At 61.2% G+C, this 20556-nt stretch carries 24 protein-coding genes and 1 pseudogene; 22 read left to right on the top strand and 3 right to left on the bottom strand.

Annotated features, from left to right (window positions below; genetic code table 11):
• Position 1: 1 nt before the first annotated feature.
• A pseudogene (locus tag HMPREF2886_RS05430) lies at positions 2 to 978 on the top strand (IS3 family transposase).
• Here the strand turns inward: HMPREF2886_RS05430 and HMPREF2886_RS32965 are convergent.
• Entirely contained in the window at positions 971 to 1168 is a 198-nt protein-coding gene (locus HMPREF2886_RS32965; protein WP_023129322.1) for a hypothetical protein, read from the bottom strand. The pseudogene HMPREF2886_RS05430 and the gene HMPREF2886_RS32965 sit on opposite strands and share 8 nt — an antisense overlap.
• A gap of 217 nt (positions 1169 to 1385) precedes the next feature.
• Here HMPREF2886_RS32965 and HMPREF2886_RS05425 point away from each other — a divergent pair, with 217 nt between their 5' ends.
• From HMPREF2886_RS05425 to HMPREF2886_RS34565, 9 genes are all read left to right on the top strand, one after another.
• Positions 1386 to 2075 carry a hypothetical protein gene (locus HMPREF2886_RS05425; protein WP_049950399.1) on the top strand — a complete coding sequence of 230 codons (690 nt, stop codon included), beginning with the start codon at positions 1386 to 1388 and terminating at the stop codon, positions 2073 to 2075.
• A gap of 10 nt (positions 2076 to 2085) precedes the next feature.
• Positions 2086 to 2841, top strand: coding sequence for a TIGR03759 family integrating conjugative element protein (locus HMPREF2886_RS05420; RefSeq protein WP_003109383.1), 756 nt, complete (start codon positions 2086 to 2088; stop codon positions 2839 to 2841).
• Positions 2826 to 3407: a hypothetical protein gene (locus tag HMPREF2886_RS05415; protein ID WP_015648301.1), complete on the top strand. Its 582-nt coding sequence runs from the start codon at positions 2826 to 2828 to the stop codon at positions 3405 to 3407. The genes HMPREF2886_RS05420 and HMPREF2886_RS05415 overlap by 16 nt, the downstream gene beginning before the upstream one ends.
• Positions 3404 to 3904 carry an integrating conjugative element protein gene (locus tag HMPREF2886_RS05410; RefSeq protein ID WP_031692128.1) on the top strand — a complete coding sequence of 167 codons (501 nt, stop codon included), beginning with the start codon at positions 3404 to 3406 and terminating at the stop codon, positions 3902 to 3904. The genes HMPREF2886_RS05415 and HMPREF2886_RS05410 overlap by 4 nt, the downstream gene beginning before the upstream one ends.
• Positions 3905 to 3912: 8 nt before the next feature.
• A complete protein-coding gene (locus HMPREF2886_RS05405) occupies positions 3913 to 4182 on the top strand; it encodes a hypothetical protein (RefSeq protein ID WP_070746934.1) in 270 nt (89 codons plus the stop codon).
• A 3-nt stretch (positions 4183 to 4185) separates the two neighbouring features.
• Positions 4186 to 6417, top strand: a complete 2232-nt coding sequence (gene traD / locus HMPREF2886_RS05400; RefSeq protein WP_023102615.1) for a type IV conjugative transfer system coupling protein TraD — start codon at positions 4186 to 4188, stop codon at positions 6415 to 6417.
• On the top strand, positions 6417 to 7163 hold the full coding sequence (locus HMPREF2886_RS05395; protein WP_070746932.1) for a TIGR03747 family integrating conjugative element membrane protein: 747 nt from the start codon (positions 6417 to 6419) through the stop codon (positions 7161 to 7163). Before traD ends, HMPREF2886_RS05395 begins: the two co-directional genes overlap by 1 nt.
• 10 nt (positions 7164 to 7173) lie before the next feature.
• On the top strand, positions 7174 to 8655 hold the full coding sequence (locus HMPREF2886_RS05390) for a UvrD-helicase domain-containing protein (protein ID WP_023104071.1): 1482 nt from the start codon (positions 7174 to 7176) through the stop codon (positions 8653 to 8655).
• Positions 8656 to 8786: 131 nt separating this feature from the next.
• Entirely contained in the window at positions 8787 to 9896 is a 1110-nt protein-coding gene (locus HMPREF2886_RS34565) for a hypothetical protein (protein WP_023093054.1), read from the top strand.
• Between the two features lie 44 nt (positions 9897 to 9940).
• On the opposite strand, the gene HMPREF2886_RS32960 is transcribed toward HMPREF2886_RS34565, so the two are convergent.
• Positions 9941 to 10207, bottom strand: coding sequence for a DUF2845 domain-containing protein (locus tag HMPREF2886_RS32960; protein WP_223195009.1), 267 nt, complete (start codon positions 10205 to 10207; stop codon positions 9941 to 9943).
• Between the two features lie 217 nt (positions 10208 to 10424).
• Here HMPREF2886_RS32960 and HMPREF2886_RS05380 point away from each other — a divergent pair, with 217 nt between their 5' ends.
• From HMPREF2886_RS05380 to HMPREF2886_RS05325, 12 genes are all read left to right on the top strand, one after another.
• Entirely contained in the window at positions 10425 to 10724 is a 300-nt protein-coding gene (locus HMPREF2886_RS05380; protein WP_003117075.1) for a hypothetical protein, read from the top strand.
• Positions 10725 to 10817: 93 nt separating this feature from the next.
• Positions 10818 to 11156, top strand: coding sequence for an integrative conjugative element protein, RAQPRD family (locus tag HMPREF2886_RS05375; protein WP_003158157.1), 339 nt, complete (start codon positions 10818 to 10820; stop codon positions 11154 to 11156).
• On the top strand, positions 11153 to 11392 hold the full coding sequence (locus HMPREF2886_RS05370) for a TIGR03758 family integrating conjugative element protein (RefSeq protein WP_003121019.1): 240 nt from the start codon (positions 11153 to 11155) through the stop codon (positions 11390 to 11392). Before HMPREF2886_RS05375 ends, HMPREF2886_RS05370 begins: the two co-directional genes overlap by 4 nt.
• 17 nt (positions 11393 to 11409) lie before the next feature.
• The gene (locus HMPREF2886_RS05365) at positions 11410 to 11766 is read left to right on the top strand and encodes a TIGR03745 family integrating conjugative element membrane protein (RefSeq protein ID WP_003117077.1); all 357 of its coding nucleotides are present in this window, start codon (positions 11410 to 11412) and stop codon (positions 11764 to 11766) included.
• Positions 11767 to 11776: 10 nt separating this feature from the next.
• Positions 11777 to 12163, top strand: a complete 387-nt coding sequence (locus HMPREF2886_RS05360; RefSeq protein WP_003117078.1) for a TIGR03750 family conjugal transfer protein — start codon at positions 11777 to 11779, stop codon at positions 12161 to 12163.
• A complete protein-coding gene (locus HMPREF2886_RS05355; protein WP_003117079.1) occupies positions 12160 to 12819 on the top strand; it encodes a PFL_4703 family integrating conjugative element protein in 660 nt (219 codons plus the stop codon). The genes HMPREF2886_RS05360 and HMPREF2886_RS05355 overlap by 4 nt, the downstream gene beginning before the upstream one ends.
• The gene (locus tag HMPREF2886_RS05350; RefSeq protein WP_003117080.1) at positions 12816 to 13700 is read left to right on the top strand and encodes a TIGR03749 family integrating conjugative element protein; all 885 of its coding nucleotides are present in this window, start codon (positions 12816 to 12818) and stop codon (positions 13698 to 13700) included. The genes HMPREF2886_RS05355 and HMPREF2886_RS05350 overlap by 4 nt, the downstream gene beginning before the upstream one ends.
• A complete protein-coding gene (locus tag HMPREF2886_RS05345) occupies positions 13684 to 15189 on the top strand; it encodes a TIGR03752 family integrating conjugative element protein (RefSeq protein ID WP_019416328.1) in 1506 nt (501 codons plus the stop codon). The genes HMPREF2886_RS05350 and HMPREF2886_RS05345 overlap by 17 nt, the downstream gene beginning before the upstream one ends.
• Entirely contained in the window at positions 15167 to 15610 is a 444-nt protein-coding gene (locus HMPREF2886_RS05340; RefSeq protein ID WP_070746931.1) for a TIGR03751 family conjugal transfer lipoprotein, read from the top strand. The genes HMPREF2886_RS05345 and HMPREF2886_RS05340 overlap by 23 nt, the downstream gene beginning before the upstream one ends.
• On the top strand, positions 15610 to 18552 hold the full coding sequence (locus HMPREF2886_RS05335) for a conjugative transfer ATPase (RefSeq protein ID WP_025981583.1): 2943 nt from the start codon (positions 15610 to 15612) through the stop codon (positions 18550 to 18552). Before HMPREF2886_RS05340 ends, HMPREF2886_RS05335 begins: the two co-directional genes overlap by 1 nt.
• Positions 18549 to 18833, top strand: coding sequence for a hypothetical protein (locus HMPREF2886_RS05330; RefSeq protein WP_019726875.1), 285 nt, complete (start codon positions 18549 to 18551; stop codon positions 18831 to 18833). Before HMPREF2886_RS05335 ends, HMPREF2886_RS05330 begins: the two co-directional genes overlap by 4 nt.
• A complete protein-coding gene (locus tag HMPREF2886_RS05325; protein WP_003109405.1) occupies positions 18830 to 19489 on the top strand; it encodes a DsbA family protein in 660 nt (219 codons plus the stop codon). Before HMPREF2886_RS05330 ends, HMPREF2886_RS05325 begins: the two co-directional genes overlap by 4 nt.
• Here the strand turns inward: HMPREF2886_RS05325 and HMPREF2886_RS05320 are convergent.
• Positions 19486 to 19704, bottom strand: coding sequence for a hypothetical protein (locus tag HMPREF2886_RS05320; RefSeq protein ID WP_003109406.1), 219 nt, complete (start codon positions 19702 to 19704; stop codon positions 19486 to 19488). The genes HMPREF2886_RS05325 and HMPREF2886_RS05320 overlap by 4 nt on opposite strands.
• Positions 19705 to 20556: the final 852 nt, after the last annotated feature.

The following is a 20556-nucleotide window of genomic DNA, read 5'->3' as shown; positions in this document are numbered from 1 at the left end:
GTTGAAGGATCTTGAACTGGAAAACAGCCGATTGAAGAAGTTGCTCGCCGAGGCCCACCTCGACATCGAGTCGCTGAAAGTGGTCGCCCGGGGAAAAGGGTAAGCCCGACAGCACGGCGGGAGGCGGTGCAGGAGATGCAGGCGCGAACCGGCATCTCCGAGCGTCGTGCCTGTCAGTTGATCGGGCTGTCCCGCTCGGTGTTGCGCTACCAGCCGCGAGCCAGTGTGCAAAACACCGAGCTGCAAGCCCAACTGGTGGAACTGGCCCAAGAGCGCCGGCGCTTTGGCTATCGCCGCCTGCACATCCTGCTGCGGCGTGCTGGCGTGCAGGTCAACCACAAGCGGATCTATCGCCTGTACCGCGCTGCCGGCTTGATGGTGAAACGGCGGCGCCGCCGCCATGGCGTCGCGGTGGAGCGCGAACGTCTGAGTTTGCCGAGCGCACCAAACCAGGTCTGGTCGATGGACTTCGTCTTCGATGCACTGAGCACCGGGCGGCGGATCAAATGCCTGACGGTGGTCGATGACTTCACCAAGGAGTCGGTCGGCATCCTGGTGGAGCACGGTATCAGCGGCTTTCGTGTCACACGGGCGCTGGACGAGATGGCGCGGTTTCGCGGCTACCCGAAAGCGATCCGCACCGACCAGGGGCCCGAGTTCACCGGCAAGGCACTCGATCAATGGGCCTATCAGCGCGACATCAAGCTGAAGCTGATTCAGCCTGGTAAGCCCACGCAGAATGCCTTCATCGAGTCGTTCAACGGTAAGTTCCGGGACGAATGCCTCAATGAGCACTGGTTCTGTTCGCTGGCCGAAGCGAGAATCCGCATCGCGGCCTGGCGGCGGGATTACAACGAACACCGACCGCACAGCGCGATTGGCAATCTCACCCCGGCAGAATTTGCTGCAAGTTGGCGAACTCGCCAGCAGCAGCTGAAGCAGGAAAAGTTAATATCAACCCCAGGGCCTACTAACTAGGCAGCGGTACTAAAACTGGGGGCAGGTCACTCAATGCATGGTAGCGACCTAGGTATTCGCTCCATGCCTCGTCAAAGTTTCCATTCACGGGCCCCTTTTCCTTCTTGCGATAGAAGGCCGCCACAGCAGCCAGTTCCTGGCGCGCTATCTCGATGATGGTTTGTTCGAGCTGGGGAAGGTTTGTACTCATGGCCTGAGGCTTCCTCAAAGCAGTGTTAAGCAGAAATGACACAGCCTAGGTGCGTGTGAAGGGCACCCAGAATCGACTGATCTTCGCATAGCGCATCAGGCCCGGCGATTCGCCAGAATTCTATCCAAAAAAATCCCACCCCCACTCACCGAGTATTTCCTACTGCCTCAATGGAGGCTGTCTGAGAGGGTGTCTCTGGCTTCGCGCGAGGACACCCATGAAACGCCCATCCCCTGCATCCATGATTCTTGGCCTCTGCTTGACAGCAATGGCCGGCCTGCTGGGCTACCAGCAGTACCAACTCATTCAGCTCCGATCAAGCGTGGACAGTGCCGCGGAAAAGACCTCGCTAGAGGCGATCCTGGCTCGCTTGAATCGAGTCGACGAGCGCCTCGACGCCGTGGATGGACAGCACCTGGTCAGCAACGAGGACTTCCGCTCAGGCCAGCAGGCGCTGTCCAACCGCATTGACGCCGCGCAGGCGTTCGCCAAGCAGGCCTCCGATGCCGTCGAGAACCTGGCTCAGACCACCGCCTCGGCCGGCGACCTCTTGGTGCTCAAGGCAACCGTGGAGACACTGGACGGTTCTGTCCGCACGCTTCAAGAAAAGCAGACCAAGGCGCCGCCGCTGATCGTGCCAGCGCCCAAACGCCCCATACCCGCCAAGCCCAAGCCGAAACCCAAACCGATGGAGCCTCCGCCCTTCTCGATCCTTGGCGTGGAGTATCGCGGGGGCGAACGGTTTCTGTCGGTTGCACCTCCGGGATCCACCCAGCTCAGCCAGATCTACCTCATTCGCCAAGGCGATGCCGTCGCCGGCACGACCTGGCGACTGACCGACCTTGACGATCGTACCGCGCACTTCGACGTCGCCGGCGCCTCGCGCAGCGTTCGCATCCAACCATAGGACCCCGCCCATGATCAGAACCGTATCGCTCCTGTCCGGCCTGGTGCTGCTGCTGAGCTATCCCGCAGTCGGCCAGGAGGCTGCGGCAAGCCGAGAGACCAGCAGCCAGCTGTCCGGTAGCCAACTCGGCACGCTGAAACAAAAGACATCTCAGAGCGACCTGGCCCAGGAGTGGGGACTGAACCAACAGGAATGGACCCGCTACCAGACGCTCATGCAAGGCCCCCGGGGCGTGTACTCGCCTGGCATTGACCCGCTGACCGCGCTGGGCATCGAGGCGCGATCGGCAGAGGAACGGCGGCGGTATGCCGATCTACAGGTCCAGGCCGAACGGCGCCGGGTCGAGAAGGAACTCGCCTACCAGCGCGCATACGACGAAGCCTTCGCCCGCGCCTATCCAGGCGAGGGGGTGATCCGCCTCACCGAAAGCAGCACAGCCAACCCGTCGGGCACGCCGAACATGAGCCCAGCGTTGCAGAGCAGCGGGCGCCTGGCCCTGTTCGTCCAGGACAACTGCACCGCCTGCATCCAGCGGGTCCGCGACCTGCAACAAGCAGAAAAGGAGTTCGACCTCTACTTCGTCGGTAGCCAGAACGACGCAGAGCGAGTGCGGCACTGGGCAATCCTCGCCGGCGTCGACCCGAAGAAGGTTCGCAGCAAGCAGATCACGCTCAATCATGACGAGGGCCGCTGGATGGCCCTGGGACTGGGTGGGGCCCTTCCCGCCCTGGTACAGGAGGTGAACGGCCGATGGCAACGTCTGTAGTTCGAGCCCTCCAGCTGGCCACCCTGCTGGCCCTGGTCAACATCGCTCAGGCCGCCGTGGATCCACCGCCGGCGTATAAGCAGATCGCCCTGCCCAAAGGGGTTCCGGCCGAGGTGCTCTACTCGGTCGCGCTGACCGAGAGCAAGGTCCTGCTGCGCGGCGAATACGTTCCCTGGCCCTGGACATTGAACGTCGCCGGGAAATCCTACTACTACGCGACCCGCACCGCCGCCTGCACAGCGCTACTCGCGGCAATCAACCTCTACGGGGCCAAGAGCGTCGATTCCGGCCTCGGCCAGGTCAACATCGGCTGGAACGGACATCGTTTCTCCAGCCCCTGCGAGTCCCTGGATCCGTACAAGAACCTGGACGCCACCTCCGACATCCTGATCGAGCAGCGGGACGCCCTGTATGCATCCGCCCCGGGAAGACCGGTGGACTGGATCCAAGTTGCCGGCCGCTACCACCGCCCCGCCGGCGGCGCGCCTGCCGCCAAATACCGTAGGACGGTATCCCGCCACCTTAGCCAAGTCCTCGGCGTCAACCTGCTGGTGACCAATCCATGAAGAAGATCCTAGCCACGCTGGCATTCTGCACGGCGTTCGCGACTCAAGCCTGGGCCGCCGGGCTGGTCGTTGTCGAAGACCTCGGCGGAGCCTCAGCGCTCCCCTACTACCAGGGCCTGGATCCGCAGCCATCCGCTGCCACACCAGGACCTGGCGACCTGGGTGTCCGTGGCTCAGGTGCGTTTCCAGTTCGCTCGGCACGCCTTTCGCCAGGCCAGGTTCAGGGGCGCGCCATCAACGCCCCAGGCCTGCAACCTCTGTTCCTGGTCGGCGACGACACGCTGTCTCGAACCTGGCTGAAAGAGCGAGGCGACGAGCTCCGAGGCCTCCACGCTGTGGGCCTGGCAGTGAACGTGGCCAGCGAAGCGCGCCTGACGGAAATCCGTGCCTGGGGGAAAGGACTTCAGATATTGCCGGCGCCGGCGGACGACCTGGTCGACCGGCTCGGACTGCGGCACTACCCCGCCCTCATCACATCCACCGCCATCCAGCAGTAGGAGTCCTCATGACTACTCACCTGATCACCCTGGTCATCAAGCAGCCGAGCGACGCTCAGGCACGCCAACTCATGTACCAGGAGTTGCTCGGCCTGATCTCACGCTACGGCGGTGAGGTGACGTCCAAGGCCTTGGAGGACGAGTCGTCCCTCTGCGAGCTGCTGGAGCAGATGCTGCCTGATGATGAGGTAGAGCAAGCCAGGAAACAGGTGCTGGAACTTCATGCCAAGCGCCGCCGACCGGGCCGCCTGCACTCGCCAGCGAGCCTGAAGGTGTAACCCATGGCAGGCCAGTACCCGCTGGAAGCGCTCTTGCGGCCGGCCGTGGAGCTCTACACCACCACCGTGTGCTTCACCGCGGCCGCGCTCTGCATCGTCGCGCCGTGGACGTTCGCCCTCACTCCGCTGTTCGGCATCGTGGCCGCACTGGGCTTCGCCTGGCTGGGTATCGTGCGGCTGAAGCAGGCCGGCGTGGTGCTCCGCTACCGGCGGAACATCCGCCGACTGCCGAAGTACACGATGACCAGTGCCGAAATGCCGGTCAGCAACGAACACTTGTTCATCGGCAAGGGCTTTCGCTGGACGCAGAAGCATACGCAGCGCTTGGCAGATACCTACCTGCCCCAGTTCGCCTCCTACGTCGAGCCCTCGCCGCTCTACGAGCGCGCGCGCCGGCTGGAGAAGCAGCTTGAGTTCGCCCCCTTCCCCCTGAAGCTGGTCGCCAAAGCCACTGCCTGGGACGTGGCCTGGAACCCCGCACGGCCGCTGCCGCCCGTGGGCGGTTTGCCTCGGCTCCATGGCATCGAGCCGCGCGAACAGGATGTAGGCCTGCAACTGGGCGAGCGCGTCGGCCACACACTGGTACTCGGCACTACGCGGGTGGGTAAGACGCGACTCGCGGAGCTGTTCATCACCCAGGATATTCGCCGCACCCACTGCCGGGGCCGACGCCGGCGGGCGAAGATGGGTCGGCGGACCCAGACGGTTCACCACGGCCACCGGCGCCGGCGCGCAGAGGAGCAGCCGGACTACGAGGTGGTGATCGTCTTCGACCCGAAAGGCGACGCTGACCTGCTGAAGCGTATGTACGTGGAATGCGAACGTGCCGGCCGCCTCGATGAGTTCTACGTGTTCCACCTCGGCCACCCTGACCTGTCGGCACGCTACAACGCTGTCGGCCGGTTCGGCCGGATCTCCGAGGTCGCCACCCGCGTCGCCGGCCAGCTCTCCGGCGAAGGCAACAGCGCGGCGTTCCGTGAGTTCGCCTGGCGGTTCGTCAACATCATCGCCCGCGCGCTGCACGCGCTGGGTATCCGCCCGGACTACCAGCAGATCCTCCGCCACGTCGTGAACATCGATGCGTTGTTCGTAGAATATGCCCAGAAATACATCAGCGAGCACGATCCCAGGGCCTGGGACACGATCATCCAGATCGAGGGCAAGCTCAACGACAAGAACATCCCGTTCAACATGAAAGGACGGCCCCTGCGGGTCGTGGCCATCGACCAGTACCTGACACAGAAACGCATCGCCGACCCGGTCATGGAAGGCCTGAAGAGCGCAGTGCGCTACGACAAGACCTACTTCGACAAGATCGTGGCCTCGCTGCTGCCGCTGCTGGAGAAACTCACCACTGGGCGGATCTCGGAGCTGCTTTCGCCCAACTACGCGGACCTCAACGATCCGCGACCGATCTTCGACTGGATGCAGGTTATCCGCAAGCGCGCCGTGGTCTACGTCGGCCTCGACGCACTATCAGATACCGAGGTCGCCGCCGCGGTGGGCAACTCCATGTTCAGCGACCTGGTCTCGGTGGCGGGTCACATCTACAAGCATGGTGTCGATGACGGCCTGCCCGGCTCGCTCGCTGGCGGCAAGGTCCGCATCAACCTGCATGCCGACGAGTTCAACGAGCTGATTGGCGACGAGTTCATCCCCATGGTCAACAAAGCGGGCGGCGCCGGCGTGCAGGTGACGGCCTACACCCAGACCATGAGCGACATCGAGGCCAAGATCGGCTCCCGCGCGAAGGCCGGTCAGATCATCGGCAACTTCAACAACCTGTTCATGCTGCGGGTGCGCGAGACCGCCACGGCCGAACTCCTGACCAACCAGCTCCCCAAGGTCCAGATCTACACCAGCACGCCAGCGAGCGGCGCCAACGACGCGATCAACAACAAGAAGGCAGCCTTCACCTCCAGCTCGCACGACCAGGTGCAGATGACCAGCGTGCCGATGCTCGAGCCGGCCCACATCGTTGGCCTGCCCAAAGGACAGGCGTTCGCGCTGCTCGAGGGCGGCAATCTCTGGAAGATCCGAATGCCGCTGCCGGCGGTCGATCCCGACGAGGTGATGCCGAAAAGCCTGCAGGAGCTGGCTGCCGGTATGCGCAAGGGCCAGGCCGCCAACAGCGAGTGGTGGGAGGCGCCGGGATACTCCGCCCTGCAGGATGGTCTGCCCCAGGACCTGGTCGACGATTTCCGTCACCTCGGCGCCGGTGAGGATGCCGCCTGATGGCTGAAGTCACTCAACGTGCAGAGCAGCAACAAGAGAGCCAGAAGACCCTTGTCGGCACCATCATCAGTACGCCCTTCCAATTTCTCGGCGTGATGTTCGGTTCGCTGGTCGGCGCAATCATCGTGGAGTGGGTTTGCCTGTATTTCTTCTGGCCTGACGCGGGCTGGAAGCATGCCCAGGCCATGTTCGAGTACGAACTCAGTTGGCTGTCGCAGGGGCTGCTACACAGCATCGTCGTGCAGGAGCCAGGTCGAACCGCTACCTGGCTGGCCCAGTTGGCCTATGACTGGTTGTTCGTGAAGACCGGCGTGGTCGATTGGATGACCAACATGACCAGCATCGCGCAAGCCGGGCCACGGAGCCTTCTGGACGTTCGCTATCTAACCGCCCAGGGTGTCTCCACGCTGCAGAACTACGGCCTGGCCGCGCTGTACACGGTGCTGATATTCGTCGTGCGCCTGGTGATTCTGGTCATGACGATCCCGTTGTTCCTGATGGCCGCGTTCACCGGCCTGGTGGACGGCCTGGTGCGCCGGGACCTGCGCAAGTTCGGCGCCGGCCGGGAGTCCAGCTACCTCTACCACAAGGCGCGCGGCAGCATCATTCCGCTAGCGGTCGTCCCTTGGACGCTCTACCTGGCAATCCCCATCAGCATCAACCCCTTGCTCATCCTGCTGCCCTGCGCCGCGCTGCTCGGCGTAGCGGTATGCATCACAGCATCCACCTTCAAAAAGTACCTGTAGGAGACCCGCCGTGCAGTGGACTCACGAACAGTCACCGATCATCCAGTCGAAGGCATCGAAGATCCTGGTGCGAGCCTTCGCCGGCACTGGCAAGACCACCACCCTGGTGGGCTTTGCCAAGGCGAACCCTACCCTGAGAATCCTCTACCTCTGCTACAACAGCTCGGTGGAAAAGGCCGCGAAGGGCAAGTTCCCCCGCAACGTAGTGTGCAAGACCGCCCACAGCCTGGCTCATGCGGTGTACGGCATCCAGTACGCCCACAAGAAGACGAAGAACCTGCGTCTGACCGATATCGCCCGCGGACTCGATACCCAAGACTGGGAGTTGGTACGTGACGTGCTGGCCACGCTGAACAACTACATGGCCAGCGCCGACGCGGAACTCGGCCGACCGCACTTCCCGCGCTTCCGCGACAAGGCGTTCCTCACCAGTGCCCAGGAACGCTTCCTCAAGCAGGGCCTGGACATGGCGCGGGTAGTCTGGAGGCGCATGGTAGATCTCCAGGACACCGGCATGCTGATGCCCCATGACGGCTACCTGAAGCTGTATCAACTGAGCAAGCCCGATTTGAGCCAGCGCTTCGACTGCATGTTCCTGGACGAGGGACAGGACATCAACCCAGTGATCGCGGACATTGCCCACTGGCAGCGCATCAAAATGGCTATCGTCGGCGATCCCCACCAGCAGCTCTACCGGTTCAGAGGCGCGGAAGATGCCCTGAACAGCGACTGGATGGTCGGCGCCGAGGAGCACTACCTGACCCAGAGCTGGCGGTTCGGCCCCGCGATTGCGCACGTGGCCAACATCATCCTCTCCTACAAGGGCGAGACACGGAAACTTCAAGGACTGGGCCCGCAGACGCTGGTGAAAAAGTCCCTCCCGGCGGACCTTCCTCACCGCACTTTCATTCACCGCACCGTTATCGGCGTCATCGAAAATGCCCTGCAGCGTGTGCGCAATAATCCGGCGCCCAAGTTCTACTGGGTAGGCGGTATCGACAGTTACTCGCTGCGCGACCTGGAGGATCTGTACGCATTCAGCCGAGGCCTGCGCCAAAACGTCCAGAACAAAAAGCTGCTCCGGGACTACCGCGACTACACCCAGTACGTGGAGATCGCCGAGATCAGCCAGGACAGTGAAATGGCGCGCTCGATCAAGATCATCTCGACCTACCCTGATCTACCGGCGCGGATCCTCGAGCTTCGCTCACTGACCCTTGACGATGAGCTGGACGCAACGATCACCCTGACCACCGCACACAAGGCCAAGGGGCTGGAATGGGATTTCGTTTGCCTGTACGACGACTTCAACGCGGACCCGCTGGCCCCCGACACCGACCCAGGCAAGCGCGACGATGAGCTGAACCTGATCTACGTCGCAGTGACCCGCGCGATGAAGATCCTCGCCATCAATAGCCTGGTGCTATCGATCATGCAGCGGTACGTGGACGACAGAAAGCTGAAGGAGCAGATAGCTAGCTGTGAAAAATGACTCAAAAAAATGATATTGGTCACAGCGAATGCCTGACATTGACATAAGGCAAAGAGATTTGTAGCCAACTCATTCAGCCTAGGAAGTACTCACACCAAGACTTTAACGTTAGGTCACAGCGGAGCATTGAGATGAAGCTTATCCTTGATTTCGACGGACGCCTTCTAAATCCAAGCAACATGCTAGAGGCCCTATCAAAAGCAGGAAAGAATACAACCATCAGCATAAGCAACGCGCAAGCATTAAATATAGACACTCTTCTCAAGGCAACAACCACTGCAGAAAACACAAAAAACCTCTCAACAACTTTCAACGGCGCAGAGCTGACTGCTAACAACCTTCAGGAAGTCATAAACTTAGCAGGATCATTAACCAGAGTATCCACAATAGCCGCACAAGCCATTAATATAAACACACTTCTTTCCGCAATATCTACAGCAGGCAACTCAAAGAGTTTTAGCGCAGAATTCAATGGAGCCCAACTCAGCAGCGACAACCTACTTAGAGCAGTAAATGCGGCAGGCACAAACACTAGCATAAGCGTCAACACCGCACAAGCGGCAAATATAACCGCCCTTCTTCAGACTATTCATGCAGCAGGTAACACAAAAACATTCAGCGCAGAGTTCAATGGCGCTCAACTTACTTCAAACAACATTCAACAAGCTTTAGACGCCGCAGGAACCCGAACATCCATTAGCGTCAACACCGCTCAGGCGGTTAATATAAGCACCCTGCTAGCCCTCATCAACTCTGCCAAAGACACGAAAAAATTTAGCGCCGACTTCAATGGTGCACAACTAACAGCAGACAACCTTCAGCAAGCGATCAGCGCTGCGGCCTCGGGAACCAGTATCAGCGTCAACACCGCTCAGGCGGCGAATATATCCATCCTTTTACAGGCCATCAACATCGCGGGCAACACTAAAAAATTCAGCGCCAACTTTAATGGTGCCCAACTCACTTCAAACAACATCCAGCAGGCGCTGCGAGCGGCAGGATCAAACACATCAATCAGTATGAACTCCGCACAATCCGCCAACCAAAGCACTCTACTTGAACTTCTAGACATAGCAAGTTCCAGCAAGCAATTCCAAGCCAATTACAACGGCGGCATGTCTAATCCGAGCAACCTACAACAGATAGTTTCTCGTGCAGGCGCTAGTGCAACCGTGTTTATTTCCGACGCACAAGGCCTACCAATCGCAAATATCCTTACCCTTATATCATCTGCCGGATGAGACTTATAGCCGTGGATGAAAAACACACCATCCACGGCTATACCCTAGTCCATACTGCCTTTTATCTGAACTAGCCTTCCATCGACAAACCTAAGCTTCTGGTACCAACCATTCCTTGGTCCGTATACCCAGTTTTCGACAGTAGCAGCCCCCCGCACTATATAGCCACTACCATCCACTGCGGGCCCTTCAACTTTACGGCTATCAGGGTTGCCGCACTTCCTAAGCACATCATCAATCAAGTCACCCTCACTAACAATTGCCGACCCGCATCGTAATGTAGCGGCAGCCACCCCATAACTGTCCAACATAGCAGCCATGGCTAGCAAAACTCCAATAGAGATGTTTCTAAGCATCAGCCGTCTCCCTTAGAAATATATATGAAATATACACCCAGACGTCCATACGTGTCTCCAAACCCGCCAACCACCAGAAATTCACTGGTGCTAGGCCTAGTATTTTCGGTTGAGGCCCTCCTCCTGCTCTTGAAACCGTGCGGTTCTACTCGAACCACTCCAGGAGCACGTAATGAAGCAGACCTTCGAATACCATGTCGAAAACATCGTTATTCCCTACAAAACCCTCACCAAGGGCGTCGCGATGTTCAAACACAAAGAAGATACCTTGGAACCCGACGACCACGCCTTGCTCAACCCTCTGCGCTGGGCCGAGGTCGTGCGTCTGGGCCAGGAAGGCTGGGAGCTGGTGAGCGTTCAGCCACTCATGCGGGGCGTAACCGAGATCGGCAATCAGAACGCCCAGGGCTGGGCCTGGGGCATCGCTCTGCCCGTCAGCTACCTGCTGTTTTTCAAGCGCGCAACCTCATAAAAAAATACCCCGGACCCGCGCCGAGTATTTCTTGCGGAATGGAATCAGGGCGATCGGCAAGCTGATCGCACCCTGATCTGCAAGAGATTCGCCGTGAACACTCCACATCCATCCCTTCGCCGAAGCTGCCTGGCCGCCTTGGCCTGCAGTGCGCTGGTCGCACAGGGAGCCTTCGCAGCGAGCGCCTCCGAGCAGGCGAACCTGGAGGTGATGATCCGGCAGCTCAACGCCCTCGAGGACACCGCCCGCCGCAGTGCCCAGGGCGCCGATGAGCCCGGACAGCGCTTCTACTTCGACTACTCGCGCCTGGCCGCTGACCTGCAGCGCATCCGCCAAGGCCTGCAGGACTACATGACACCCAGCCGCGCCCAGCCGCGTGACCCTTCCGACCTGTCCGGGAATTACACCCTGCGCGGAGGGCCGATGCCGTGAGCATGAGTGGAGCCCAAACATCAGCGTTCCAAGCCGCCGCTGGCTTTCCCCCATCGGCCGGCGAGGGGTTGTTCGTTGGAGCAGCGATGACCTTCCTTCTGCTGTGGTCCGCCTGGGCGATGTACAGCACCTGGCGCGGCTGGGCCACCAACAACCTCGACAGCGCCACTGCCGGCGCTTCCGCGATACGGATCTTGGTCCTCCTCGGCATCACCTCTTTCTTCCTCCTCAGCTGACCCATACGGAGACACTCATGCTGAAATTCACCCTCCAGAAACTGTCCACCCTCTGCCTGCGCCTGGCTGCCATCTCTTTGGTACTCCCAGGCGTCGCCTTGGCTGCACTCCCCAAGCCCGAGGCGCCTAGCCGCGGGGAAGGATCGGGGATCATGCAAACCATCCAGAACTTCGGCTATGACGGAGCGATGCTCCTCGCGCTACTCATCTGCGTGGCTGTCTTTCTGGGAGTCTCCTGGCATACCTACGGCACCTATCACGCCATCCATGATGGGAAAAAGAAGTGGTCGGATCTCGGAGCGGGCGTGGCCGTAGGCATCGGCCTGCTGATCTTGATCATTTATCTCGTCACCAAAGCCACCACCATCATGTAAGGGCCTTCCCATGCCCGAAGAACATCTGTTTCAGGATGGGACCCTCAGCTTCCTGCCGACCCGTTTGAACCGGCAACCGGTGGTCATCGGCGGTCTGACTGCGGACGAAATGTGGATCACGGTCCTCACCAGCGGAGCAGCCGGGTTCGTTCTTGGCATCCCGGCTGCCTTGGTCGCAGGTAACGCGGCCTGCATTCCACTGGGCGCGCTGCTGGTAGGCGCCCTCGGCCTGGGTATCGGCAGCCGCATCCTGCGGCGGATGAAGCGGGGGCGGCCCGATACCTGGTTCTACCGCCAGGTGGAGCTGGCCCTCTCGCTGCGCTTTCCCGTCTTCGGCAACCGTCGCCTGGTGACGCGCTCCGGCGCCTGGACCAGTCGACGCACGGAGTCCCCATGAGTTTCAGAAAACACACCGCGCAACAGCAGGCTCACATCAACACCTTCCGGTTCATCACCGGCTTCTTGTGCATGGTCATCGTGGTGCTGGCCTACTGCGTCTGGGAAGCCCGCAAGGACCTCTGGATCCACATTCCGCCCGACTTGCGTTCAGGGAGCACCCGGTTGTGGTGGGACATTCCGCCGGAGAGTGTCTATGCGTTCGGCCTCTACATCTTCCAGCAGGTACAGCGTTGGCCCAAGGACGGCGAGGTGGACTACAAGAGCAACCTGTTCCGCTACGCCGCCTACCTGACGCCTTCCTGCAAAGTCTTCCTGGAGAAGGACTTCGAGTTTCGTCGTAACGCCGGCGAGCTCAGGGGGCGAGAGCGCACCACCTCGGAAATCCCCGGTCGGGGCATTGGCGAGAGCGATGGCCGCGTGATCCAACACTCGATCAATGACTGGACCGTCAACCTGGACATGGACAGCACGGAGTATTACGCCGGCGAAAAGATCAAGCGCGCGCTGGCCCGCTACCCGTTGCACGTCATCCGCGCCGACGTCGACCCGGAGACCAATCCCTTCGGCCTGCAGTGGGACTGCTACTCCGATACGCCTCAACGTATCGAGCTTGAGGAGCCGGCCGCCCCCACCAAGCGGGAGGGAGGTCTATGATCCGGAAGTCGACAGGCTCGCTCTTGCTAATGCTTGCCCTACCCACACTGGCCCACGCGGTGGAGATTCTGCGCTGGGAGCGCATTCCGTTGGCCATTCCATTGACGGTCGGCCAGGAACGCATTGTCTTTGTCGACAGAAACGTGCGAGTTGGCGTTCCTCGGGATCTGCAGGGCAAGCTGCGCGTCCAGAGTACCGGCGGCGCACTCTACCTGCTCGCCAACGAGCCGATTCCTCCAGCGCGCCTGCGCCTGCAGGACGCGACCAATGGCGAGCAGATGCTCATCGATATCGCCGCCACCGAGGCAGCGGCCGATCAACAGCCGCGCGAGCCGGTCAGGATCGTCGCCGGCGAGCCCGTGGCTCCGCACTATGGCCAGCCCCGGGAAGCCCAGCCATCGGCAGCAGCGAAACAGACCGAGCAGGCAGAAGCACCGAAGGCCGTGCCGCGCGAAACGCCCATCCCCGTGGTTCTGACGCGCTATGCGGCGCAGATGCTCTATGCCCCGCTTCGCACGGTGGAACCGGTGGATGGCGTCGGTCAGGTGCGCGTCAAGCGACAGCTCGACCTGACCACCCTGCTCCCCAGCCTACCCATCACGGCTACCGCCTTGGGCGCCTGGCGGCTGGACGACTACTACGTCACGGCGGTGAAGCTGCAGAACGCCAGCGCCCAGCACCTGGCCCTGGATCCCAGGGACCTGATGGGCAATTTCGTCGCCGCGACCTTCCAGCACCCGTACTTGGGGGCCCGGGGCGACGCTTCCGACACTACTACTGTGTATCTGGTGACTCGCGGCCGCGGCCTTGCCGACGCGCTCCTGCCCTCCTCCATCAGCCAGATCGATCCCAAAGGAGGCCGTCGTGGCGCTGACCGGTAATCCCCTCCTGAAGCTACTGGTCATCCCAGTCGTGATCGGCGCCATCCTGATCGGCGTGAGCATGATGGGCAAGAAGGAAAGCGCGCAATCACAAGGCGCCGCAACCCCGACGGTAACGTCGGAAGAAGCGGCAACCCTGGGCATCGACGGCGACACGCCCGCCGACACACTACGTACCATCGTGGCGGAAAGCCGGCAGCTCAAGGACCAGATCAGCAAGGTCATCAAGGAGAATGACTCGCTCAAAGCCGCCAATGAGAACCTGCAGGGCCGCCTGCGCAACATCGATCAGAACATCGAGCAGAAGCTCAACAACACCGCCCAGGAGCTGCAGCAACAGCAGGAGAACCGTAGCCAGACGATCCTGGACCAGGTACAGAAACGGCTTGAGAACCTAACCCACGTTCCCGAGGCCGGCGATACCGACCTGCCCGTCGGGTTCGGCGTGCGACCAGAAGATGGCCAGCACTTCCAGGGTGCGGGCTCGTCTTCGTCGGACATCGTCTGGATCGAGCCCCAGGACGCCCGCGCGGTCGATGCCAATGGCCAGCCGCTGGCCGCCGGCTCCACCACCCAACCGAGCGGATTCAGCTTCCCGACCTCCTTCGGCAACGCGGTCGATCGCGGCCAGAACGCGCTGGAGCGGATCGATGACGGGCTGCACCCCGTCGGCCAACAGCGATCCGACCTGGAAAACCGCAAGCTCGTCCGCAAGACCTACACGCTGCCGCAGAACTCGACGCTCATGGGCTCGGTGGCCATGTCTGCGCTGATCGGTCGTGTGCCGGTCGACGGGACGGTCAATGATCCTTACCCGTTCAAAATCCTCATCGGCCCGGACAACCTCACCGCCAACGGCATCGAGCTGCCGGACGTCGCCGGCGCGGTAGCCAGCGGGACCGCCTCGGGCGACTGGACACTCTCCTGCGTGCGTGGGCAGATCCGCAGCCTCACGTTCGCGTTCAACGACGGGACCGTGCGCACCTTCCCGGCGCCGGCCGAGGAGGTGAATGACAACCAGAGCAACAACAACCAGACCGCCAGCGCCGACCAGAAAACCATCCAGGGCGGCCTCGGCTGGATCAGCGACCCCTACGGCATCCCATGCATCGCCGGTGATCGCCGATCCAATGCCAAGGAGTACCTGGGCAATCAGAGCCTACTCACGGCTGCCGGGGCCGGCATCGCCAAGCTCCTGGACGCCGACGAGAACAACACCAGTACCGTCTTCAGCGGCAACGGCACCAGCTTCGGGACGACCGGAACCAACAGCAACTCGGCCCTCAACAGCATCCTCTCCGGCGGCGTCAGCGACATCCGGCAGTGGATGAACAAGCTGTACGGCGAGGCCTTCGCCGCCGTCTACGTGCAACCTGGCGCACGGGTCGCCGTGCATCTCGATCAGCAACTGGCGATCGACTACGAACTCAAGGGCCGCAAGGTCGACTACAGCTCTGGAGCCGCTCATGCAACAGCAGACCTGGACTAACCCCCTTCTTCGTCTCTGCGCCGGCCTGGCCTGCGCGCTAACCCTGGCAGCGTGCTCCACCAGCAAGGAGGAGATGCTGCCCCACGGCGAGGCCAACATGCTCGACGTCTGGGAACAAGGTGCAACCAGCTCGATAGGCAACAGCCGTGGCCGGCTACTCCTCGATGCCAGGCAAACGCTGCGGCGCCCGTTCAATCCGCAGCAGGTTGCCTCCGCGAACGACCAGGCCGACTACACCCGCACGGCCAGCAACGAGATCCACAGCCAGTTCAAACGACTGCCCAATCCCGACCTGGTCATGTATGTGTTCCCGCACCTAGCCGGCAGCGATCCCGCCCCGGTACCGGGCTATACCACCGTGTTCCCCTTCTACCAGCGAGTCCAGTACGCCATGCCGGGCGAGCGCACGGAGGACTACTGATGGGCCTTTTTCAAACCCTTCTGCGCGGTCGCACACAGCCTCAGTCGGTACCGGCAGACGCTCCCGAAGATTCAGGAGCGCTGGACGTAGCGGCCGTGGAAGAAGCGACTGAGCGCTATCTGGCGCGACTGGCCGCCATGGGTATCCCTTTACCCAACACCGGGAGCAAGAATGGCGCCACGCAGGCTGAAGCGTCACGCCTCTACGATCACGACCCATCGTTCGTCGACCTGCTGCCCTGGGCCGAGTACCTGCCCGACGAACAGGTGATGCTCCTGGAAGATGGACGTTCGCGTGCCGTCTTCTTCGAGCTGGTGCCCTTGGGCACCGAGGGTCGCGATCCCAATTGGATGCAGAACGCCCGGGACGCATTGAAAGAAGCCCTGCAGAACTCCTTCGACGAGCACGAAACCTCGCCCTGGATCGTCCAGTTCTACGCCCAGGACGAGATCAGCTGGGACAATTTCCAGGAGCAGTTGAGGCAGTACGTCCATCCTCGAGCGCGAGGATCAGCCTTCAGCGAGATGTACCTGGCGCTCATGAAGCATCACCTGGAGGGCATTTCGAAGCCGGGCGGACTGTTCGTCGACACCGCCGTCAGCAAGCTGCCCTGGCGAGGACAACAGCGGCGCGTGCGGATGGTCGTCTACCGCCGGATCCGCAAGGCGGATGCGCAGATTCGCGGACAGGACCCGGCGGCGTACCTGAAGTCCATCTGCGAGCGTATCCAAGGCGGCCTGGCGAACGCCGGCATCGTCGCTTCGCGCATGGGCGGACAGGAGATCAGGAACTGGTTGATCCGCTGGTTCAACCCGCACCCGGATCACCTCGGCAAGACCGATGCGGATCTACGTCGCTTCTACGAACTGGTATGCCGGCCGGACGAACCGATCCTGCAGGATGACTTGCCGCTGGCCGACGGCACCGACTTCTCCCAGAACCTGTTCTATCGGCAGCCTGTTTCCGATGCCACCCAGGGCGTATGGCTGTTCGATGCCATGCCACACCGAGTGATCGTGGTCGACCAGTTGAACAAGGCGCCGCTGACAGGGCATTTCACCGGCGAGACGCTCAAGGGTGATGGCCTGAACGCCCTGTTCGATCGCATGCCCGAGGATACGCTGCTGTGTATCACCATGGTGGTGACGCCGCAGGACATGCTGGAAGGGCATCTGCAGCAGCTCTCGAAAAAGGCCGTTGGTGACAACCAGGCCTCGATCCACACCCGCGAGGACGTGGCCACCGTTCGCCGCCTGATCGGCCGGGAGCACAAGCTCTATCGCGGTTCGATCGCTCTGTTCGTGCGCGGCCGCGACCATACCCAGTTGGAGGAGCGCTGCATCACCCTGAGCAACGTGCTGCTCGGCGCCGGCCTGGTGCCGGTCGAACCGCAGAACGAAGTGGGACCGCTGAACAGCTACCTGCGCTGGCTGCCCTGCAATTTCGATCCGAACGAAAAGCGAGCCCTGGAGTGGTACACCCAGATGATGTTCGCGCAGCACATCGCCAACCTGTCGCCCATCTGGGGGCGCACCACCGGTACCGGACACCCCGGCTTCACGCTGTTCAACCGTGGCGGCGCGCCGTTGACCTTCGACCCGTTCAACAAGCTGGACCGGCAGATGAATGCCCACGGCTTCATCTTCGGCCCAACCGGGTCCGGCAAGTCAGCGTCCCTGACCAACCTCATCAGCCAGATGCTCGCCATGTACCTGCCACGGATGTTCGTCGCGGAAGCGGGCAACAGCTTCGGCCTGCTGGCCGACTTCGCCAAGCGGTTTGGCCTCTCGGTCCACCGTGTCCGCCTCGCCCCGGGCTCCGGCGTCAGCCTGGCGCCGTTCGCGGACGCCATCAAGCTGGTCGAGAGTCCCGACCAGGTGAAGGTCCTGGATGCCGAAGACATCGAGGCCTCGGACTCGGTCCAGGGCAGCAAGGCCGACCTCGAGGACGACCAGCGTGACATTCTGGGCGAGATGGAGATCGTCGCCCGACTGATGATCACCGGCGGCGAGGAAAAGGAAGACGCGCGCCTGACCCGTGCCGATCGCAGCGCCATCCGCCAGGCGATTCTGGCGGCGGCCAGGACCTGCGCCGCCGCGAACCGCACGGTGCTCACCCAGGACGTGCGCAATGCGCTCTACGAGGCCTCCAGGAGCGATGGCTCCGCGCCAGAACGGCGCGCGCGGCTGGCCGAAATGGCGGAAGCCATGCAGATGTTCTGCATGGGCGCCGACGGCGAGATGTTCAATCGCGAAGGCACGCCCTGGCCTGAGGCCGACCTCACCGTGGTGGATTTCGCGACTTACGCGCGCGAAGGCTACGCCGCCCAGCTCGGGATCGCCTACATCTCGCTGCTGAATACCGTGAACAACATTGCCGAACGCGACCAGTTCAAGGGCCGGCCAATCGTCAAGATCACCGATGAGGGGCACATCATCACCAAGCACCCGCTGCTGCTGCCCTACGCCATGAAGATCACCAAGATGTGGCGGAAACTGGGCGCCTGGTTCTGGCTCGCCACCCAGAACATCGACGACATCCCGGCCTCCGGGGCTCCGATGCTGAACATGATCGAGTGGTGGTTGTGCCTGAACATGCCCCCCGACGAGGTAGAGAAGATCTCCAGGTTCCGCGAGCTGTCGCCGGCGCAGAAGTCGATGATGCTCTCGGCCCGCAAGGAAAGCGGCAAATTCACCGAGGGCGTGCTCCTGGCCAAGGGCAAGGAGTACCTCTTCCGTGTGGTTCCCCCGAGTCTCTACCTGGCCCTGGCCATGACCGAAAACGAAGAAAAGAACCAGCGCTACAACATCATGCAAGCCACCGGCTGCGACGAGCTCGAGGCGGCATTGCAGGTCGCAGCGGATCTCGACAAGGCGCGCGGCCTGCCGCCCTTCCCAATTAATTTCCCAGACCAACCGGCAGTGGAGTGCCAGGACGAATGAGAGCTCTGAATTCGCTGACCCAGAACCTGATCGATAACCTGACCCAGATCCTGCAGAACCCCGAAGAAGATGCCCTGCAGACGCTCAGGATATGCGCTCCTATACTGATCGAGGAGCTGCAGCAGATTCAACTGAGGGCGGTCGATCGCCGGGACATAGTCCCGCAGATAAAGCAGCTCCTGGATGAATGGCTGCAACAGCATCCACAGCCTGATACGGCCCAACAGGCGCTCATCGAGGCCGTGGACCGTGCGGAAATCCTACAGCGGAGGCAAGCGTGAGACTGTTGAAGGGCGGCTGGGCAGCGAAACGATTTCAAGGTCCCGCCCTGCCCTGGGCGGGGCTGCTGCTGGTCTTGCTGGCTGTCTCCGCCCTAGGGGTCGAGCTTCTGGTGAAGGGTCTACCAGCCAACCACAGCCTCTACGGCGATGCGAAGGCGCGCTGGACGATCAATGAATACGCCGACCTGGAGTGCCCCTTCTGCAAGGTCTACACACCGCGGCTGAAGCGCTGGGTAGACAGCCATCCGGACGTGAACCTGGTTTGGCGGCATCTTCCCCTGCAGATGCATGGCGAGGCGGCCCGCCATCAGGCTCGCCTGGTGGAGTGCGCGGGGATCCAAGGCGGCGCCAAAGCCTTCTGGAGCGCTATCGATGCGATCTTCGCTCAGTCGGCCGGCAACGGGGGCGGGCTGCCTGGCGGCACATTGCACTTTCCTGAACTGGACCAGGCTCGACTGGAAAAATGTGCGAAAGACATGGACCTGGTGGACCGGTTGATTAAGACGGACATCGACACTGCACGGTCGAACGGCATTACAGCGACCCCGACCCTGGTCATCCGGGACAACCAGACGGGAAGAAGCGTGAAGCTGGAGGGCATGGCCGACGAGACCACGTTGCTGTCGGCGATCGACTGGTTGGCCAGGGACCACTAGCGTCGCTCTAGGAGCGTCTGGACGAAGAAATCGGAGAGGATGCCAACATCCATTTTTTGGGACTCCAGAATGCTCTGCACGTCACCTGGCAGCATCTCAACCTCATCCCCGTCCACGATCTTTACAATCTTCTTGCGGCCGGAGCTGGTGAGGCTGAGCTTGAACTCCATCGCCGGCCGGGCATTGATATAGATGCTCTCGAGCAAGCGCTCCATGATGTCGACTCCCACGTTAATATCAACTAGCCATCTATCAACCGCTAAGTATGCCCTCCAGATGACGATGGAGTCACCCCTGCCGCTGTTGGCAGCAGCTCTGGATACGGCTCGAAAAATACACTGCCGACGGGCTGATGGTTTCCTGCTGCCCCATCGCAAGCGATCCTGTCTGCTGTCTATACCTTCCTCGAACCGGTACAAACCCGCACCTCTTCATCGCTTCCCCAAATGGGCCGCCACACCCCCTGGCTATCGGCTTACTCTTGGTACTACTCACTAGCGCGTGCCTGACCTAACCAAGACTACAAAACGATAGACGGTTCATCTTTCCTCATAACTTGAGGTTACTATTGAATCTCATCCAACCCTCAGGATTAAGGAGATTGGAATGTTTATTAAAATTCTTCGAGTTATATTCTTATTGCCTATAGTTGGTTTGACACAGCAGGCTGCTGCCTCCCCGCCCGCAGAGTCACACTCGAATGAACAATCTAAATCTTCGTGTATCGATGTCCAAGTCAATGGAGCGCGTAGCCTGTCTTACAACTGCATGGCTCAGCAAATGACTCCCCCCAAAGAGGATCCTCGGCGTCGGAACCCTACCTTAAACTCCACATTAGCGTCTGAACGCGCCACTCGCCTGCCACCCACACAGACAGGACTTTTTACCAGCCTTCATCAACGTGCCATATCGAACTCGAAAGACTAGCCCTCAGCCAAACGACTTCCAGCCTATGCAGGGCGCTCAATAGAGTGCCCTGCAGCACATTCACAAGCTGATTACCTTGAAATAAAAGCCTATAAGCGCATCCTTAGTTCAAAACCACATTTATTATTCCTGACACATTC

The organism is Pseudomonas sp. HMSC066A08 (assembly GCF_001813025.1).
Lineage (GTDB): Bacteria > Pseudomonadota > Gammaproteobacteria > Pseudomonadales > Pseudomonadaceae > Pseudomonas > Pseudomonas aeruginosa.
Note: the sequence above shows the minus strand (reverse complement) of the source record. Positions and strands in the feature narration are given on the sequence as shown.

Bases quoted from the DNA above. Each gene is read 5' to 3' on its own strand.
- HMPREF2886_RS32965 (WP_023129322.1), bottom strand. From the start codon at position 1,168: ATGAGTACAAACCTTCCCCAGCTCGAACAAACCATCATCGAGATAGCG.
- HMPREF2886_RS05425 (WP_049950399.1), top strand. From the start codon at position 1,386: ATGAAACGCCCATCCCCTGCATCCATGATTCTTGGCCTCTGCTTGACA.
- HMPREF2886_RS05420 (WP_003109383.1), top strand. From the start codon at position 2,086: ATGATCAGAACCGTATCGCTCCTGTCCGGCCTGGTGCTGCTGCTGAGC.
- HMPREF2886_RS05415 (WP_015648301.1), top strand. From the start codon at position 2,826: ATGGCAACGTCTGTAGTTCGAGCCCTCCAGCTGGCCACCCTGCTGGCC.
- HMPREF2886_RS05410 (WP_031692128.1), top strand. From the start codon at position 3,404: ATGAAGAAGATCCTAGCCACGCTGGCATTCTGCACGGCGTTCGCGACT.
- HMPREF2886_RS05405 (WP_070746934.1), top strand. From the start codon at position 3,913: ATGACTACTCACCTGATCACCCTGGTCATCAAGCAGCCGAGCGACGCT.
- traD (WP_023102615.1), top strand. From the start codon at position 4,186: ATGGCAGGCCAGTACCCGCTGGAAGCGCTCTTGCGGCCGGCCGTGGAG.
- HMPREF2886_RS05395 (WP_070746932.1), top strand. From the start codon at position 6,417: ATGGCTGAAGTCACTCAACGTGCAGAGCAGCAACAAGAGAGCCAGAAG.
- HMPREF2886_RS34565 (WP_023093054.1), top strand. From the start codon at position 8,787: ATGAAGCTTATCCTTGATTTCGACGGACGCCTTCTAAATCCAAGCAAC.
- HMPREF2886_RS32960 (WP_223195009.1), bottom strand. From the start codon at position 10,207: ATGTTGGACAGTTATGGGGTGGCTGCCGCTACATTACGATGCGGGTCG.
- HMPREF2886_RS05380 (WP_003117075.1), top strand. From the start codon at position 10,425: ATGAAGCAGACCTTCGAATACCATGTCGAAAACATCGTTATTCCCTAC.
- HMPREF2886_RS05365 (WP_003117077.1), top strand. From the start codon at position 11,410: ATGCTGAAATTCACCCTCCAGAAACTGTCCACCCTCTGCCTGCGCCTG.
- HMPREF2886_RS05360 (WP_003117078.1), top strand. From the start codon at position 11,777: ATGCCCGAAGAACATCTGTTTCAGGATGGGACCCTCAGCTTCCTGCCG.
- HMPREF2886_RS05355 (WP_003117079.1), top strand. From the start codon at position 12,160: ATGAGTTTCAGAAAACACACCGCGCAACAGCAGGCTCACATCAACACC.
- HMPREF2886_RS05350 (WP_003117080.1), top strand. From the start codon at position 12,816: ATGATCCGGAAGTCGACAGGCTCGCTCTTGCTAATGCTTGCCCTACCC.
- HMPREF2886_RS05340 (WP_070746931.1), top strand. From the start codon at position 15,167: ATGCAACAGCAGACCTGGACTAACCCCCTTCTTCGTCTCTGCGCCGGC.
- HMPREF2886_RS05335 (WP_025981583.1), top strand. From the start codon at position 15,610: ATGGGCCTTTTTCAAACCCTTCTGCGCGGTCGCACACAGCCTCAGTCG.
- HMPREF2886_RS05330 (WP_019726875.1), top strand. From the start codon at position 18,549: ATGAGAGCTCTGAATTCGCTGACCCAGAACCTGATCGATAACCTGACC.
- HMPREF2886_RS05320 (WP_003109406.1), bottom strand. From the start codon at position 19,704: ATGGAGCGCTTGCTCGAGAGCATCTATATCAATGCCCGGCCGGCGATG.